The following is a 16423-nucleotide window of genomic DNA, read 5'->3' as shown; positions in this document are numbered from 1 at the left end:
AAGGGGTGTGACCTTTGACGAGTAGCATGGGCGATTCAGGGTCTAATCAACCAAAAACACGCCAAGAGCATAAAGCCCAAGTTGAGCAGAAAACATCAGCGGCAGCGAAACCATCTAAGGAACGCCGGAAAAAGCGCGGAAGAATTCGGATGTTTCCTATTTGGCTTCGGCTTCTCCTCCTCATTGTTTCCACTGGAATTGCCCTTATCTTAGGCGCGATGGTCGGATACGGAATCGTAGGAGACGGGCAGCCACTAGATGTTTTGGATCCATCGACTTGGCAACACATCGTCGATATTGTTGTCAAAGGAACTCCCTCTTCCTGATGGTGAAAACAGGAGTGAACAGGAATGGAATTTAAAGAAATTCAACAAATATTGCCCCATCGGTACCCTTTTTTGCTTGTAGACCGAGTCCTCGAATTGGACGAAGGAAAACGATGCAAAGCGATTAAAAATGTCTCTGGAAATGAACCGTTTTTTGAAGGTCATTTTCCGGGCTATCCAGTTATGCCTGGTGTGCTCATCGTAGAAGCGATGGCGCAAGTAGGTGGCATTGCCCTGCTTCATAAAGAAGAGCTTCGAGGAAAGCTCGCTTTTCTTGCTGGCATTGATGCATGCCGTTTCAAACGCCAAGTTGTGCCAGGCGATGTTCTCGAGCTGGACGTAGAATTGACTCGAGTTCGTGGGAAAATTGGCAAAGGCAAAGGACGAGCTACTGTAAACGGTAAGCTTGCTGCTGAGGCTGAAATTACGTTTGCCATTGGCGACGCTTAAAACGATGAAAACTGACCGTCTCCTTTACAGGCTAGACTGTCAGTTTTTTGTATTTCACAATGGGGGATATGCAATGGAGCACACACAATGGAGATATAAATTGCACAATTTGCAAGGGTCTGTGTCCATCGCAACGCGAACAAAGGTGGCTACATATTGGAAGGACACGACCTTCGTGCCAGATCACCATCGCTTTTATTACATCCTTGAGGGCGAGGGTGAAATCACTGTGGACGGAAAAACATATTATCCTAAGCAAGGGGATCTTGTGCTTATGCCCTCCGGCGTTCCACAATCGTACCGAACGATTAGCGATTATACCTATCTAAAATATTGGTGCCACTTTACCGCCCACATCGGATCAATCTCGTTATTTCAATGGGTGAAAGGACCGGTGCTCCTGTCGCTAAACGCAACTGACCAAGCTGCAATTGAAGCATTGTTTGAAGAGCTGTTGTCTGCCCATAAACGTCAGCATTGGACGGCATCTATTCAGGAGAAAGCCAACTTGTTTCGCCTCATTCACTTTTATTTACAACGAACAGATCATGAAGACACTCCGACCCAAACGGAGGAAGGAGAGAAGCTCGCCATTGTTTTTGCGTACATCGAAAAGCATCTCCATGAAAAGGTCACGGTGTCGCAGCTTGCCGATTTGCTTCATTTCCATCCGAATTATTTCATACGCTTTTTTCACAATCAGGTGGGCTTATCTCCCATTCAATTTATGCTGCAAGCGAAGCTCGACAAAGGAAAGGAATGCTTGACCCATTCCGACGCCTCGATCAGTGAGATTGCTGAGCAGCTAGCGATGGAGCCGCATTATTTTTCAAGAGTGTTCAAGAAAAAAGTAGGGCTATCGCCATCGGAATACCGACAAGTGTTTTTGGGTCAACAGAGAAATTAGTGCCCTTTCCATTCCCTTCGTTGGTTATGGTCGAAATTGAACCAAACTTACACTAACCAAAAGCGGCAACTAGTGAGACTCCAGTAGTAATGAAAACACGACGAGGTCTTTTCGAGTTGAAGATGCGCTAGGGTGCACGGGAATGACGATCGCTGCGTCAACAAACTTCGCTTTCTGTGGGGCACGGCTTCAGCTTCCTCGAAAAAGCAGGCTTTTTCGAGGGGATCTTCAGCTCGCGCTGATCCCACTAGAGTCTACGTATGTTGCCTACGCTGATGTTTGTTTCTGCGTACATGGTTTTAATGTGGCTTGGTCTCGTATATTGGGTAAAAAACCGTGTTGCAACCAACAGGCAAGTCAGTGCAATGTTTCAAGGTAGGTCACCTGGTGCCTTTTACACGAATGTCGTGGTAACTGTTGAAAATGAAACCAAAAAAGATCTTTCTCATTTCATTCGCCCTTTACCATAAACTAAAAGCGACGACTAGCAGCGACGACTAGCGAGACTCCACGACGAAGAAGTCATGACGAGGTCTTTTCGAGTCGATGTTGCACAAGTACCCTTTAGGCTGAACGCGAATGTATAGCCGTTTGCCTATAGAAAATGTTATCCAGCTGTTAACTTGTGCGAAAACAAGACCCATAACTCATCCTGAATAAAATAAGATCTGCGTTACCTGATGGGGCACTAGTTTTTGACGGGATTATCTAAATCGTCGTCGCACATCTCTCTTGTACTTAAAGGTCCCCGGATACGAAATGTATTCTGTTTAGCCGCGCAGTTCGCCAGTGAATCGGCGCAGGTAGCGATGATGTCCGCGCGCATATTGCATATAACGGGTCAGTTTGAGACTGTATCCGCGCAGTTCGTTCGTGAGTGCACACAGTTAAACTCTTTTGAGAGCGAAAAGGACTGTATCAAAATAGATTAGTTTTGTGCAAGAGAGAGTGAGAATGTGGTATGTTCATTTCAATCGTATCCCGTACAATAGAGAAAAGCCCAATTGGAGGGATACAAGATGACCAATGCAAAGAATCTGCTGACCGATCAACAGATGCAGGAGTTTATTACAAACGGTTTTTTAATTTTGAAAACAGACTTTTCGGAACAATTCCACAAAGAGCTCCTTTCGCAACTCAACAATGTCTATCAGGAAGAAGGAAATCCGGGAAACAATTTGTTGCCACGCGTCAAAGAATTGCAGCAAGTATTTGATCATCCGATTGTGAGTGGTGCGTTAACAAGTGTGTTAGGTGAGAACTATATGCTGCATGCGCACCGGCACGGGCATTTTAACAACTCTGCTGTACCGGGCAAGTGGCATAAAGATTCTTACTGGGGGTATAACACCATTCGTCATCACAGGCCGTGGTGGGCAATGGTCATGTATTTTCCTCAGGATACGCCGCTTGAGCTTGGACCCACTGGTATTATGCCAGGCACACAAAATCATGAAACGCGTATTTTTAAGGAAGATGAGTACGAGGAAGAGGCCAAAGCCTTTGGCGCGGCAGGTACATTTGCCCTTATTCATTACGATATTTGGCATCGCTCGACAGCCAATTTAAAAGGCACAGAACGATATATGCTCAAGTTTGAATTTATGCGTACACAAGTGCCATCTGCACCGTCGTGGGCACACCAGAATGAGGAGTGGCGTACACCAGATGTGTCTAGTTTGTTCCATTCTCATGAAATGATGTGGAAGGATACATGGCATTGGCTCCGTGGGGAAAGCAATGTCACCTCAGTTGATATTAGTCAGCAAGCACTTGTTGAAGAGCTAACATCCGAGGATAATTACGTTCGAACTCGCGCGGCTGACGAGCTAGGGAGAGCAGGAGAAAAGGCAAGTCAAGAGGTCATTCAAGCGTTGGCTGAAGCGGTGAAGGAGTCGTATGAACCCGTTGCTTTAAACGCTGCCTACAGCTTAGCGAAAATGGGAGCCTCTGGGCAACAGGAGCTACTCAACATCCTGACAAATGAACGTGTGAAAGCAGCACGTCACGCAGCCTATGGTTTGCAATCAGACGCTAGCACTGTCTTGGAAGACGTTACGGCAGCTCTCACGCATGACAAAAAAGAAATTGTCGCTTATGCAGCATTTGTTCTTGGGGAACAAGGGCGAAAAGCAGCAAGTGCCAGTGAGGCGCTCATCAATGCCCTTCAGCATAAAGAACCACTTGTCCGATATACCATCGTTGATGCACTAGGGATTATTCAGCAGCCTGAGAAAGATGTCACAGCTGCCTTAGCGAAGTGTTTAAAAGACGAAGATGTTCAAGTGCGCTTTTCAGCAGGGTTGGCTCTTATCAAACTAGGACCAAAAGCAGCCGACGCAGTTCCCGCATTGGTTGAGGCGTTAGAGGATGAAAATCGCTACGTGCGCGCCCACGCCTTAGAGGCCTTGTATTACATTGGCACACCTGAAGCCTACCAAGTGTTGTTCCACCAGTTACGGAATGCACGTTGGTGCACATCCACGACCCCAGCAAGTACATTTTAAAGCTGAAAGCCCCGGTTGCGACTTAAAGCAGCCGGGGTTTTTTAGCGTCACTCCATTTATCTGACGGATAACGGTGCTCCTAGTTTATCCATTTCGCCCCTAACTGCAGGTCAGCGTACTTAAACGAACGAGCTTCCTTAGAAGCCCATCGCATGCTTTTGGTGAAACCTGTTCATACTAACCAAAACCAAGGCTGTAGGTGATTGAATGTATGGACATATTTTATTGGAATTGGTCGTTGGGTATGCGCTGCTTCTTTGCTTAACGAAATTGCTCGGCAAAACCCAGATGAATCAGATTACAGCGTTTGATTTTATTGCGGTCATCGTCCTTGGAGAACTGATTGGAAATGGCTTATATGATCAAGAGGTTACTCTTTGGCATATTTGTTATGCGGCGATCGTTTGGGGGATATTGTCGTACGTGACGGAGATTATTACACAAAAGTTTAAGAAAACGCGCTCATTTTTGGAGGGAAACCCATCCATTGTTGTTCGTAGTGGTTACCTACAACAAAAGGAGATGGCGAAAAATAAGATGGACGTTAACCAGCTCCAGCATTTGTTGCGTGCAAAGGATATCTTTTCGCTCCGAGATGTTGCTTTTGCGATTTTGGAGACCGATGGCTCAGTGTCTGTCGTCAAAGAGCCGCCATCCTCTGCTCCTCCACCAGTTCTTCCGGTAGTTCTTGTTACTGATGGGGAGCTAATTAAAGACAACCTTAGGGAAGCGAACATCTCCGAAGAAACACTGTTACAAGCAATGCAGCAGCAAGGAGCGTCTAAATACCAAGACTTGCTCTATGCGGAATGGAAGGCAGATGCTATGCCTCCACTTCATGTCAATCTCATGCGAGCTGCCGCCAAATGATATTTTTTACGAATGACGAAAAAAAAAATAAATGTTGGGCATGATAACAACAGGCCAACCCTGGCCGATCATATGGCAGATGAAGGAGGGAAACCCGATGACAAAATGGTGGACAAAAGCACTTACGATCTCATTCGCTGCAATGCTTATGACGGCGTGTGGAGGAGCAAATAACGAAACGCCTCCTGCAGATCAAGAGCAAGGCGATATGAATCAAGATGAGAATCAAATGAATGAAGACGAACAGAAAATGAATGAAGACGAGCAGAAAATGAATGAAGATACAAAAATGGATGATGAAACAAAAATGGACGAAACAAAAACGGACATGAACAAATAACAAACGTCCATAAAAATCACTAGATGAGTTACTCATCTGGTGATTTTTTCAGTTCGCGAATTTTTGAGACATTTTATGTTCAAATGACCTGTTCAGCCCCTCCTCTACCACAGTACAATGAATCACAAGAGGAGGTTTTTCAAAATGTCCATACTATATTTTTATGATTCCGCTTTCCCGTTTGAAGGAGAGCGTCCTAAACAACAAACGATTGATGCTTGGCGTTCTGCAGGTACGGTGGCATCGGCGGATGAGCTTGTAGCAGCGCTTGAGTCAGCAACTGTGCTTGTCATGACGCACGGCGCGTATTTTCCAAAGAATGCGTGGCCAAGCATAAAGGCACATCTGCGTGCAGGTAAAGGCTTGGTACATATTGGAGGAGCGCCATTTAAACGCCCCGTCACGGTAACGGAGGACAAGTGGTTTACTGAACGCGAACAGACAGGCTACCATCAGGAACTAAACATTCAAGAAACACACGACGTGGACCCAGCACCTGTTCACGCTCTCGTACATAACGCTGACTGGCCGCAATGGGAAGAAGTGGCGGCCGCATTGGATATTCAGCCGACATACAATTTCACGCTACATGTGACGCATGCGGCAGATGTTCCTGCTGAAATGGGGTCGTGTGGCCCAATGGATGCCCATATTTCCCCACTCGTGAAAGGGGTTTCTTCAGACAATCGCTTTGTCTCAGCGCCAGCAGTCATGCTGGAAAATACGAAGGGTGATTTTGCTGGTGGGCGTTGGGTATTTGTTAATCAGCACGTTACTGAGCGTTTCTGGCAAAAAGACCTTGTAGCGAAGATCGCTGCGTTTGCTGCGAAAGGTGTAACGGAAATTTGGCTGAAACCTAACTATGCCAGTTATTATGAAGGTGAACGCCCACGTCTGTCGCTCCAGCTTCAGGACTTGCGTCAAGATGCACATATCACGGAGTGGACGATTGACATTGATATTAAAGCAGAGCAAAGTGGTCAATCATGGCAAACGACGTATCAAACGACGGCAGACGCTGACATTTCATACGAGTCCATCCCTGTCCCGTTGGATATCAAACCAGGCTATTATGCGATTGAGGCAAAAGCCGTTTCATCTGAAGGCGATGTCCGTCATTTTCACCAAGGCTTTTGGGGCTATGACAAAGCGTTGCTTGAGGAAGGAACCCCACTTAAAGCAGGACGCGATTACTTTGAAAAGGATGGCGAGCCTTTCCCTATTGTCGGCATGACCTATATGACCTCAGACGTGGCAAGAAAGTTTTTGTTCCTGCCAAACGCTGCGGCATGGTTTAAAGACATGGCGCAAATGAAAAATGCCGGCATTAATTATATTCGTACGGGCTTCTGGACGGCATGGCGGACGGCCATGTTTGTCGATGGCCATCCATCAGAAGAAACCCTACGTGCCTTTGATGCCTTCATCTTAACAGCAAAACGTCATGACCTTGAAGTGACGGTGAATTTTTTCTCCTTTGCCCCAGAAACGTGGGAAGGCGAAAACCCGTATCTTGACCCGCGAAGTGTGGAAGCGCAAAAACGTTTTATTCGTTCCATGGTTGTGCGTCATAAGACAACGAAAAACGTTCAATGGGATTTGATCAATGAACCGACGATGTTTGATCCAAAGCGTATTTTCGAAGGGCCACGATCTTCGCATGATCGATTTGAGCAAGCCGCCTACGTGGATTGGCTTGAAGAGCGACATGGTGACATCAATCGCTTGCGTGAGCGCTGGAACATGACCCCAGAGCAGCTGCCAACGTTTGCATCGGTCAAATTGCCTGAGCCAGAGGATATCCCTTTTGGCACGACGAGCATCCTTCCGAAAAAAGGTGGACAGTGGCTTGATTACACACTCTTTACGATGGAAATGCACAATCGTTGGGCGCGCGAGCTGACGTCTTCAATTAAACAGGCTGTGCCAGATCAGCTCGTTACAGTTGGTCAAGATGAAGGCTTAGGCTCCCGTCGTCCATCACCGTTTTTCTATGCCGAGGCCGTCGATTACACGACCGTCCACTCGTGGTGGTACATGGATCACCTTGTGTGGGATTCAATCTTCACTAAGGCTCCGGATAAGCCTAACCTCGTCCAAGAAACAGGCATTATGTACATCGAACGTCCGGATGGTCGTGCCAAACGCTCGGAGCTTGAGCTGCGAAACATTTTGGAGCGCAAGTACGCGTACGCATTTGGTGCAGGGGGAGCGGGAGCGGTCCAATGGCTTTGGAACGTGAACCATTACATGGACAACGTCAACGAATCCAATATCGGTGCCATTCGTTCAGATGGAAGTGAAAAACCAGAAGCGAACGTGTCCTACGATTTTGGAGCATTTATGCCAAAGGTAAGCCATTTGCTGCATGACCGCAAGCTGGAAGAGGTCGCGGTCGTGTATCCCTATTCCAATGACTTTTCTAATCGCCCAGTTGCCCCGGCGGCAACGAAAAAACTGGCGAGACTGCTGACGAACCAGTTGCGCATTCCTTTCCGCGGCGTCAGTGAATACCACTTGGATGAGCTCAGCATTGATTCACCGAAAGTCATTATCGTGCCAAGCACCCATAACTTTGACGATACGGCTTATGAGAAGTTGATCGCTCATGCCGAGGTGCACGGAAGCACGATTCTTTGGACAGGGCCCATCAGTTTGGATGCATACTGGTATCCGAACGACCGAGCAGTCGACGTTATCGGCGAAAGCAAACCTTCGAATATTCGTCGCGGAGAACGGCTTGTCCTTGAGGAGGCTGTTCATTCATTAACCTTTTCAGAGGATCAATCAACCAATATGAACTTGATAGGCAAGCTTGAAACCGAAATGACGGCAGACACTCAGCTTTCAACAGGTGTTGCGCCTATCGTAAAGCGAATTGGGAACGGAAAACTTGTCTGGTGTCCGCTTCCTGTTGAGTTAAACCACCAGGACGCGCCGGTGGAAAAGCTCTACCAGCTTGTATTTGAGGATGCGTCGGTGCAGTCTGATCTAGAGTGGCTGCAAGGCAATATCTCAGGCATCTACGGACGTCGACAAGCTTATCCAGAAGGGGACTTGCTCGTCTTTGTTTCCGAAGATGCGTTTGACACAGAGGTGAAGGTTCGTCATCCAGAGCATCAGACGGAATATGCCTTCACACTGGAGAGCGAGCGGACGGTCATGTTTGCCCTTGATCGTCAAGGGGCTGTCACAGCAGTGTATCGCCCTGATGAAGTAGAGATTCATGTCAATCAGTTGACGAAATAAGAAGAGAAGGCCGTCCTAAACGTCACAAATGGCGTTTAGCGCGGCGCTTTTTTTTGTTTCTTGAACGTATCGCTTAACTCAAATTCTATCCGTTCCTTGAAATGTTCCGCGATCCCCCTGACGAAATAGGTTTTTCTCTTAGCTCCAGGTTTGTAACTGACTTCGTGCAACGACATGTCTTACATTTCTCGAAAATAAATTAGTACACAAGTGAACGGCTACTTCAACTCGTTTTGCTACCTTGGATTGCTTTGCGCGTGAGGGCATCAGTTGGTATTAATCCTGTATGAAAAGATGTGCTTTATTGGAGCAACAACACAGCTCAACTCACTTTTCCATTTCCTCGATTATACGAGACCAAGAAAAAAAATAAAAACACTTTACGCAAAAACAAAACATCAGCGAAGTCAAAATACGTAGACTCCTGCGGGAACAGCGCGAGCTGAAGATCGCCTCGGAAAGCTTTTGCTTTCCGAGGAAGCTGAAGCCGTGCCCGCGGAAAGCGTAGTATTCTGACGAAGCGGTTAGCAAAAAACTCCGAACAGATTCAATTGAATTGTTAGGAGTTTTTCTCTTTATCGGACTTTCGCAGCCACAGAGCACCTAGCACGAGTGGAATTTGGAGCGGCAGACGTGCCCATAATAAGAGAGGCGGTACCTGCTTGCCTTGCACCGGCACTTTTTTTACGGCCATATAAATGTTTGCCGGAAAGATGAGTACCATAAACAACGCAATCAGCTTACCAGTTAGCTGTTGCGCTTTTTTTACCCAAAGCAGGACACCAAAAAGAACCTCTATCACTCCAGAAATGAGCACGATCGCTTTACGAAAGGGAAGAACTGGTGGCACAATTTTGCGAAAGGAAGCTTCCTTGAAAAAATGAGCGACACCTGCAACAATAAGAAAGAGAGAATACACACCACGGACGAACGATCGCATAACACCATTCCTTTCTTTCTATCGGTATACCCGTAAGGAATGATACTCATGCACTAAATGGTTCGCAACAAGAGGAGAAATGACAAAATGGCTTTAGAATGGAAGGTTCGTTCCTTTGAAGAACTTGGCACAGAAGACCTTTACGACATCCTAAAACTAAGGGTTGATGTGTTTATCGTAGAGCAAAACAGCCCGTATAAGGATCTTGATGGAAAAGATCAGACAACCTGGCATCTGACAGCGACAGACGAAGGAAAGCTTGTCGCCTACGCACGGTTATTTGATGTGGATGAGCAGAGGGAGGCGCGTATCGGCAGAGTCATTGTTTCTGCAGACGCACGTACCGGAGGGCTTGGTCAAGAGCTCATGCGTAGAAGCATCCAATGGCTTGATGAGAAATGGCAACGTCCAGTGATTCGCATAACAGCTCAAGCTCATTTAGAGAGATTCTATGAGAAAGTTGGTTTTGTTGCCGTGTCTGAGCCTTTTGATGAGGACGGCATCTTACATATTGCGATGTTACGAAAATAGAGGGTAGACAGCTAAAAAGCGGTTGGAGATGTCCTCCAGCCGCTTTTGAATATACTATTATATGCCTGCTGGGCGTTGCCCACGTAAGCTGTAGCCGAAATAATACAACGCCGTCAGCCCAATGAGAATCGCTGAAACAAGCAAAGCCCCTTGGATCGACCAGAATTGTGTAATTAATCCGCCAACGATCGGGCCAATCATGACACTTGCTCCTTGAACGCTGTTGATGACACCCCAGCCTTCTTGTTTACGTGTGGGGTGAACGAATGCAGCCATAAATGCATTCCAAGCGGGAAGAAAGGTGGCGTAACCTAACCCGAGTAAGCATGCATCAACAAAAACAACCCAGCCATTTGGTGTGTCAGCCAATAAAAACAGGCTAAGTGAACAAAGAGCAAAGCCGATAATCACAGGCGGCATATGACCGATCTTATCCGCAAGTTTGCCAAGAGGCACGATAGTGACGAGAGCAGCGGCTCCACCTACGGCGAGTACAAGTCCAAATTGACTGCTTGATAAAAACACCTTTGCAAAGATGGGCAGTAATGTGACAAGCATGCCACTGGCGACACCGGTTAAGACAATGCCAGGCAGAAGAACACTGCTATGCTTGCCGAAAAAGGTAAAGGCTTTGAGCTTTTCTTTGAAGCTAGTGGTTTTGCGCTCAACCACCTCTTCTGCTTCTGGAGGAGAGACCGTTGACATGACCACCCAGCCGATGAAGACCATTCCGACCATAATCCAGAACACCCAAGCGTTTGAAACATCAATTAATAAGTTGCTCGCAACAGCACCTGTGGCAAGTCCAGCCATCCAAAAGCTGTAAAGGACAGCCATTCGTTTTCCGCGATTTTCGCCAGATGCTTTGCAAAGAGCGATAATCCAAACAGGCACCATACCGATGCCAAGCAAGCAGCTCCCAACAATAAGAGCCCAAAGCTGTTCAGTGGTCGTTAGAAACAAACCGATAATAGCGAGCAGAAAGCCTAAATGAGTGGCCCCCTTTTCTTTAATGAGACGCATGATGTGCCCCATAAACACATTGGCACCAGCATCGGACAAAAAGTGTGCTGTAACTGCTGTACTTGCTGCGATGACTGCACCACCTACAGCGATAGCTGGCAAATAGCCAACTAAAAATGCAGAACGGACAAATTCAATCAAAAACATGATGATGACAAGCCGTTTGAACCCATTCATAGCAAAGACACCTTTTCGAACGTCACTGGTTGCGTCGCGTATTCTTTCGCGTCAAGCGTTTCGAAGATATCATTGCAAATTGATCCTCCTGCGCCAGGGCAGTGCAGGTGTGCCATGTTCGCCTTCAGCTTGGCACGATAGGCATCATCAGAAAGAATGCGTTGTGTGGCTTGAATCATTGCGTCAATGTCATCAACTTGAACTGCGGCTTCTTCGGCATGGAAGAATTCAGCGTTCTCGCGTTCCTGCCCAGGAACCGCTTTATAGAGGACGAGGGGAAGGCGGACATTAATCGCTTCTGTTAACGTAATGCCTCCGGGTTTTGTGACCATGACTTCAGCGACCTTCATAAGATCATCCATATAATTCACATATCCGAGTACGACGACATCAGGATTGTCAGCATTTTCACGTAGAAGCTTTTCTCGAAGCTTGTGGTTATGGCCGCATACAATGATCAGCTGACTGTTTTTATACCCAGAGAGCTTTTGAGCAATCAAATCAGTATGTGTCAGAACGCCATGTGCTCCAGCCATAATGACAACAAGCTTTTTATCAGCCGCAAAGCCATACTTTTGGCAGAGCTGTTGATGGTCGCTTTTTTGTTCAAAGCTAGGCATCACAGGAATGCCACTCACTTTCACTTGAGAAGCCTCCATGATCCCCGTTTGAATAAGATCGTTCTTCAGCTTTTCGGTAGCCACATAATAACGATCCACAAGGGGGTGCGTCCAACGATTGTGCAGGCAATAATCCGTGAGTATATGGCTCGTAGGGATGGTATCTCCCGTTTTACGCTTATACTCAGGCACGGCCAACATTGGAAACGTATTGACGATCATGTCAGGCTGGTGGGTTTCAATGAGATCCCTAACCTTGCGCCAGCCGAATGAATTGAACAGTCGCGTAATGAACTGTTCGTGCTTCATATTTTTACTTGAATAGTAGAAAAAGCTGTACATGCGTCGTCCCACTGTAAAGCTCTTTATATATAAATATTTAGTTAAAGCCGTCATTAATGGGTGAGCTTCCTGAAACAAGTCCACAACCACATAATCCGTGCCAGACTGGTCAAACGATTTTTTTAATGCATCGACCACTTGAAGGTGCCCGTTCCCGTAGCTCCCAGTCAATATCATAATCTTCGTCTGTTTTTTCACGGTCATCACCACTTCCTTTACTGTTGAGTTATGTGTAACACGCAACAGTGTATTTATTTAAAGGACCAGCTCTATCATACCATATCTGCTACAAAGTATAGCTGATGGTCATGCAGACAAGAAGAGGCTGAAGCCTTACATACGTCTCCATCCAGAGTCTTAGTGCTTCCATCATACATGGGATCAATTGGAACAACAATGGGGAGAATGTAAATTCTATATATACTAACGAAACTTCCTGAGCATTAGTTGCATTTTGGCATTATTTTTTTCTGGGAAGTGAACAAATGACTTGTCAACTGCACTGGCAACATCATAAGCAATGTCCTCTCCTTTCAAACTTAGCTTACCCCGCCTGCCTGTCATTTTTCTTGCGTGTTCCTTACAAGATTCTTAACTTCAGGGAGTTGAGAAACACCTTGCGATTTATTGCAATTAGGTAGTGTTTTCTCTAGGACATTAAACACGGAATGTGCCTGTACCCTTCAATAACGTAAGTCATAGGTTCTTGCAGGCGTTCTTAATTTGCCTGACAGTGCTATCCCTTTCAATTATCTCTTTCATGGATACTTCACTATCAAACAGAAGTGTGGGCATGATGAGTTGCGATTTGGCATTAGCCTATACGTGGAGGAAGAACGTTGTATACCCTAATTTGGTTGTTTTTCTGTCCTGTTAAACCTGACGGCATCTTAAAAGATCCTTCCTAAGCTGCACGCTTACCCAGAAAGTCCATTTGCTTGTACAAGCGAAAGGAGCACTGCGCATTTCAATGTCCAGCTACGGCTCGCTGAAACTGCGGGACAGAAATCCCCAAAACGAGAGAAATGTGGAGAACCATTTCCCTGTTTGGTGATGTTCTGCCCTCCGTTTCAAAACGCACTCGCCTCCGCATTTCAATGTCCAGCTCTGGCTCGTTGAAGCTCCGAAGTAGAAATCCCCCAGCTTTTGAAATGAAAGAACCATTTCAAAGCTGTGTGATGTTCTATTCTGCGCTTCAGTACGCACTCGCCTCCGCATTTCAAGATCCAGTTCCGTGCTGTAGAAGTTGCGAGGCAGAAATCTTCGTGCTTGAGAAATGAGAGAACCATTTCCCAGCCCGAAGATGTTCTGCTCTACACTTCTGTTCAACAGCACTACACTTTTCAATATTGCCATAGGGCTTGTTTTATTTCATCCATTTCATGCAATTTGTTGCGATAAATCTTACGACAAAAAAGAGGTCTGCTCATTCTGCAGATCTCTCTTTTTGCTGGCAATATTCCCCGGGAAATGACAAGACATACGTTTATTCTTCGGTGAGATGCTCAATCCATTCGAGTTTATTGCCAAAGGGGTCGATAGCGGACACACGATTCTTGCCGGGAATTGGTGCATCGTGAAGTGGGGCGATGCCATTGGCTTCTAAAATGGAGATGATTTTGGCGATGGAAGAAACGAGAAAAGCGGGATGGGCTTTTTTCGCGGGCAAGAAATCGGACTGTGCACCAACATGAAGCTCTTGATGGCCGACTTGCAGCCAAAAACCGCCTCGGCCTTGCAACGACAAAGGCTTGGGGATTTCATTGAAGCCAAGAATGACCTTATAGAAGTGGCGCGCAGATTCCTCTTGGCCACTAGGAATAGCAATTTGTACATGATCGATACCAAGGTACATAGAAAGCCTCCTTATTTTCGTTTCTTCCATAGTATAGATAGAAATTTAGAATTACGGAATGTTAAAAACCGAATGAGTAGCGATTAGAAAATTGAATCACAATTCATTACTTAGGGTAATTCGCCTTAAATTCGACTAGTCCTTTAGTCATCAATTTCGCCTTATGTTAAAAAAGTATGAACAGAAAATGTCCTTTTTGATGTTTTAAGAACGATCAAAACCCCTTCATTGATAAGTAGGAAGTCCCTATTTGGCAAAATGACGTTCCGGCCTTTAATAGCAATGGTTTTATGTATTTAGGAAATGATATAATCTCGCCAAAATATGAGGGAGACCCTGTCGATAAGGCGATGTCCCTAGGTTTTTGCATAGTGTCAGAATGTTACGATCTCATGAAAAAGTTGTCGTCGTTTGGCCTATGGTGACGTTTGTTGTACGTCATGTAAGATGAAATAGAAAAAGAAACCTATAAGATGCATGTTTAAAAGAAAGCTGTGTGAAAAAGGATTGTCGGAAATGCCTCGCTAGAAAAAAGCTTCCCTAAACAAATAAGAGGGTGGCTATCGTTTGCTTCCTAATGAAACAATTTGTTTCTGTGGGTTTGTCATCAAGTAAAGCAAATTTAGTTGGAGAAAGGGAGGTTCCATGGAAGAGACGATCAGCATGAAGCAGTTGTTTGAAACGATGAAAAAGAGGCTCTGGCTAATCTTATTGATGGCAGTGTTTCTCGGAGGGGCTAGTGCAGCGATAAGCTACATGGTGCTAACACCACAATATAAGGCGAGTGCTCAAGTGCTCGTTAACCAATCGTCCCCCGAACCAACATCGTTTTCGTACAATGATGTGCGCACGAACCTTGAACTCATCAGTACATATCGCGTGATTATGAAAAGTGCGGCCATTATGGATCATGTGAAAGCAGAGCTGCAACTGCCGCAAAGTGTAGAAGCGTTAAGGCAAAAGGTGACTGTCGCTAGTGAAGAGGACTCACAAGTATTTTCCGTTATAGTGACCGACTCTAGCCCATCGATGGCGGTGACCATTGCAAACAAAACGATGGATGTTTTTAAACGTGAAATCCCGTCCATTATGAATGTCGACAATGTCAGTGTGCTCACAAGGGCAAAAGAAACGTCTGCCGCTACACCAGTATCACCGAAACCTTTTCTAAACATTGTCTTGGCCACGTTTGTAGGTTTGGCATTAGGTGTGGGCCTCACCTTTCTAATTGAAGCCCTTGATTCGACGATTAAATCGGAAAAGCAAGCCGAAGAAACGTTGCAGCTACCTGTTTTAGGGACAGTGCAAATATTTGATACGAAGAAAAAGACGCGTGGAAAGTCGAAACCACAAGACGCTGTCGAGAGGAGAAATACAGTTGAAACGTAACAATAATCAAGTGAAACCTCTTGGCCGTCAGCTCGTGACCCACCATTCACCTGGTTCTCAGGCAGCAGAGCAATTTCGAACGCTTCGAACCAACCTTTCCTTTGCCACAGTAGATGACGATTTGCGATCAGTTCTTGTGACCTCATCGGTTCCAGAGGAGGGCAAATCAACGACTGTTGCCAACTTGGCCGTCGTCTTTGCAAAGCAGGGCAAACGAGTGCTACTCATTGATGCCGATTTGCGTAAGCCTACAGCCCATCTAACTTTTTTATGTGACTCAATGATAGGCCTGACCAACATGCTTACGCAGCAAATGCCACTTGCTAAAGCTGTACAAGATACGTACGTTGAAGGATTGTCTTTATTGGCAAGCGGTCCACTGCCTCCAAACCCTGCTGAACTGCTCGCATCGCAGCAAATGAAACGAGTGCTCGAAGAAGCGGTTGGTGCCTATGACATTGTGTTTTTTGATTCACCTCCTGTATTGCCAGTCACAGACGCTCAAATTTTGGCAAGTTTAACGGACGGCGTATTGCTTGTTCTAAAAAGCGCCAGCATCGAGAAGCAGAAGGCAAAAAAATCGCAGGACCTGCTAAAGCAAACGGGGACGCCGATTCTAGGGCTCGTTCTCAATGAAAAGAAACAGAAGAAAAGCGATATGTACGATTATCGTGCACAAGGCGCGTTATAAGTCGATTGGATTTGAAATGTAGGAACGAAAACGGCAATGCCTCCTTGGCCGATATCTATGAGAGGCACTCGATCATGCTGTGGGAGTGAACGTAAGCTCCTTAGACGCCTGTCGTCAAGAGTGTGGTGTGAGGTGGGGTTTAATGCCCTATGCATTTAAAAAAGTATTTAATATAAATCTTTTCTCATAACGTCAAAGGAGGGCAG

14 protein-coding genes are annotated in these 16423 nt (G+C 46.0%); 10 read left to right on the top strand and 4 right to left on the bottom strand.

The window, feature by feature from the left end; translation table 11 throughout:
* The first annotated feature begins 14 nt into the window (after window positions 1–14).
* The 7 genes from EV213_RS11835 to EV213_RS11805 all read left to right on the top strand — a co-directional run bounded on the left by EV213_RS11835 (window position 15) and on the right by EV213_RS11805 (window position 8649).
* Window positions 15–326, top strand: coding sequence for a DNA-directed RNA polymerase subunit beta (locus EV213_RS11835; RefSeq protein ID WP_243740077.1), 312 nt, complete (start codon window positions 15–17; stop codon window positions 324–326).
* A gap of 24 nt (window positions 327–350) precedes the next feature.
* A complete protein-coding gene (gene fabZ, locus EV213_RS11830) occupies window positions 351–776 on the top strand; it encodes a 3-hydroxyacyl-ACP dehydratase FabZ (RefSeq protein WP_133580754.1) in 426 nt (141 codons plus the stop codon).
* Window positions 777–849: 73 nt separating this feature from the next.
* The gene (locus tag EV213_RS11825; RefSeq protein ID WP_166639282.1) at window positions 850–1683 is read left to right on the top strand and encodes an AraC family transcriptional regulator; all 834 of its coding nucleotides are present in this window, start codon (window positions 850–852) and stop codon (window positions 1681–1683) included.
* 1019 nt (window positions 1684–2702) lie between these two features.
* The gene (locus EV213_RS11820) at window positions 2703–4190 is read left to right on the top strand and encodes a HEAT repeat domain-containing protein (RefSeq protein WP_133580752.1); all 1488 of its coding nucleotides are present in this window, start codon (window positions 2703–2705) and stop codon (window positions 4188–4190) included.
* A gap of 207 nt (window positions 4191–4397) precedes the next feature.
* Window positions 4398–5060 carry a DUF421 domain-containing protein gene (locus tag EV213_RS11815; protein WP_133580751.1) on the top strand — a complete coding sequence of 221 codons (663 nt, stop codon included), beginning with the start codon at window positions 4398–4400 and terminating at the stop codon, window positions 5058–5060.
* Between the two features lie 97 nt (window positions 5061–5157).
* Window positions 5158–5400 (top strand): hypothetical protein, encoded by a 243-nt coding sequence (locus EV213_RS11810; RefSeq protein ID WP_133580750.1) that lies wholly within the window; start codon window positions 5158–5160, stop codon window positions 5398–5400.
* Window positions 5401–5544: 144 nt separating this feature from the next.
* The gene (locus EV213_RS11805; protein ID WP_133580749.1) at window positions 5545–8649 is read left to right on the top strand and encodes a beta-galactosidase; all 3105 of its coding nucleotides are present in this window, start codon (window positions 5545–5547) and stop codon (window positions 8647–8649) included.
* Between the two features lie 559 nt (window positions 8650–9208).
* Here the strand turns inward: EV213_RS11805 and EV213_RS11800 are convergent.
* Window positions 9209–9589, bottom strand: a complete 381-nt coding sequence (locus tag EV213_RS11800; RefSeq protein WP_133580748.1) for a DoxX family protein — start codon at window positions 9587–9589, stop codon at window positions 9209–9211.
* Window positions 9590–9676: 87 nt separating this feature from the next.
* Here EV213_RS11800 and EV213_RS11795 point away from each other — a divergent pair, with 87 nt between their 5' ends.
* A complete protein-coding gene (locus EV213_RS11795; RefSeq protein ID WP_133580747.1) occupies window positions 9677–10120 on the top strand; it encodes a GNAT family N-acetyltransferase in 444 nt (147 codons plus the stop codon).
* A gap of 57 nt (window positions 10121–10177) precedes the next feature.
* Here the strand turns inward: EV213_RS11795 and EV213_RS11790 are convergent, their stop codons facing one another.
* The 3 genes from EV213_RS11790 to EV213_RS11780 all read right to left on the bottom strand — a co-directional run bounded on the left by EV213_RS11790 (window position 10178) and on the right by EV213_RS11780 (window position 14137).
* Window positions 10178–11320 carry an MFS transporter gene (locus EV213_RS11790; RefSeq protein ID WP_133580746.1) on the bottom strand — a complete coding sequence of 381 codons (1143 nt, stop codon included), beginning with the start codon at window positions 11318–11320 and terminating at the stop codon, window positions 10178–10180.
* Window positions 11317–12486 carry an MGDG synthase family glycosyltransferase gene (locus EV213_RS11785; RefSeq protein WP_133580745.1) on the bottom strand — a complete coding sequence of 390 codons (1170 nt, stop codon included), beginning with the start codon at window positions 12484–12486 and terminating at the stop codon, window positions 11317–11319. The genes EV213_RS11790 and EV213_RS11785 overlap by 4 nt, the downstream gene beginning before the upstream one ends.
* 1282 nt (window positions 12487–13768) lie before the next feature.
* A complete protein-coding gene (locus EV213_RS11780) occupies window positions 13769–14137 on the bottom strand; it encodes a VOC family protein (protein WP_208112748.1) in 369 nt (122 codons plus the stop codon).
* Between the two features lie 645 nt (window positions 14138–14782).
* Here EV213_RS11780 and EV213_RS11775 point away from each other — a divergent pair.
* Together EV213_RS11775 and EV213_RS11770 are read left to right on the top strand one after the other, a co-directional pair.
* Window positions 14783–15526 (top strand): YveK family protein, encoded by a 744-nt coding sequence (locus EV213_RS11775; RefSeq protein ID WP_133580743.1) that lies wholly within the window; start codon window positions 14783–14785, stop codon window positions 15524–15526.
* Entirely contained in the window at window positions 15516–16217 is a 702-nt protein-coding gene (locus tag EV213_RS11770; RefSeq protein ID WP_243740076.1) for a CpsD/CapB family tyrosine-protein kinase, read from the top strand. Before EV213_RS11775 ends, EV213_RS11770 begins: the two co-directional genes overlap by 11 nt.
* The last annotated feature ends 206 nt before the right edge of the window (window positions 16218–16423 follow it).

Source organism: Aureibacillus halotolerans (assembly GCF_004363045.1).
GTDB classification, from domain to species: Bacteria; Bacillota; Bacilli; order Bacillales; family DSM-28697; genus Aureibacillus; species Aureibacillus halotolerans.
This window is presented reverse-complemented; position numbering and strand designations above follow the sequence as displayed.

Coding starts and splice junctions, on each gene's coding strand:
- fabZ (WP_133580754.1), top strand. CDS start 351: ATGGAATTTAAAGAAATTCAACAAATATTGCCCCATCGGTACCCTTTT.
- EV213_RS11825 (WP_166639282.1), top strand. CDS start 850: ATGGAGCACACACAATGGAGATATAAATTGCACAATTTGCAAGGGTCT.
- EV213_RS11820 (WP_133580752.1), top strand. CDS start 2,703: ATGACCAATGCAAAGAATCTGCTGACCGATCAACAGATGCAGGAGTTT.
- EV213_RS11815 (WP_133580751.1), top strand. CDS start 4,398: ATGTATGGACATATTTTATTGGAATTGGTCGTTGGGTATGCGCTGCTT.
- EV213_RS11810 (WP_133580750.1), top strand. CDS start 5,158: ATGACAAAATGGTGGACAAAAGCACTTACGATCTCATTCGCTGCAATG.
- EV213_RS11805 (WP_133580749.1), top strand. CDS start 5,545: ATGTCCATACTATATTTTTATGATTCCGCTTTCCCGTTTGAAGGAGAG.
- EV213_RS11800 (WP_133580748.1), bottom strand. CDS start 9,589: ATGCGATCGTTCGTCCGTGGTGTGTATTCTCTCTTTCTTATTGTTGCA.
- EV213_RS11795 (WP_133580747.1), top strand. CDS start 9,677: ATGGCTTTAGAATGGAAGGTTCGTTCCTTTGAAGAACTTGGCACAGAA.
- EV213_RS11790 (WP_133580746.1), bottom strand. CDS start 11,320: ATGAATGGGTTCAAACGGCTTGTCATCATCATGTTTTTGATTGAATTT.
- EV213_RS11785 (WP_133580745.1), bottom strand. CDS start 12,486: ATGACCGTGAAAAAACAGACGAAGATTATGATATTGACTGGGAGCTAC.
- EV213_RS11780 (WP_208112748.1), bottom strand. CDS start 14,137: ATGTACCTTGGTATCGATCATGTACAAATTGCTATTCCTAGTGGCCAA.
- EV213_RS11775 (WP_133580743.1), top strand. CDS start 14,783: ATGGAAGAGACGATCAGCATGAAGCAGTTGTTTGAAACGATGAAAAAG.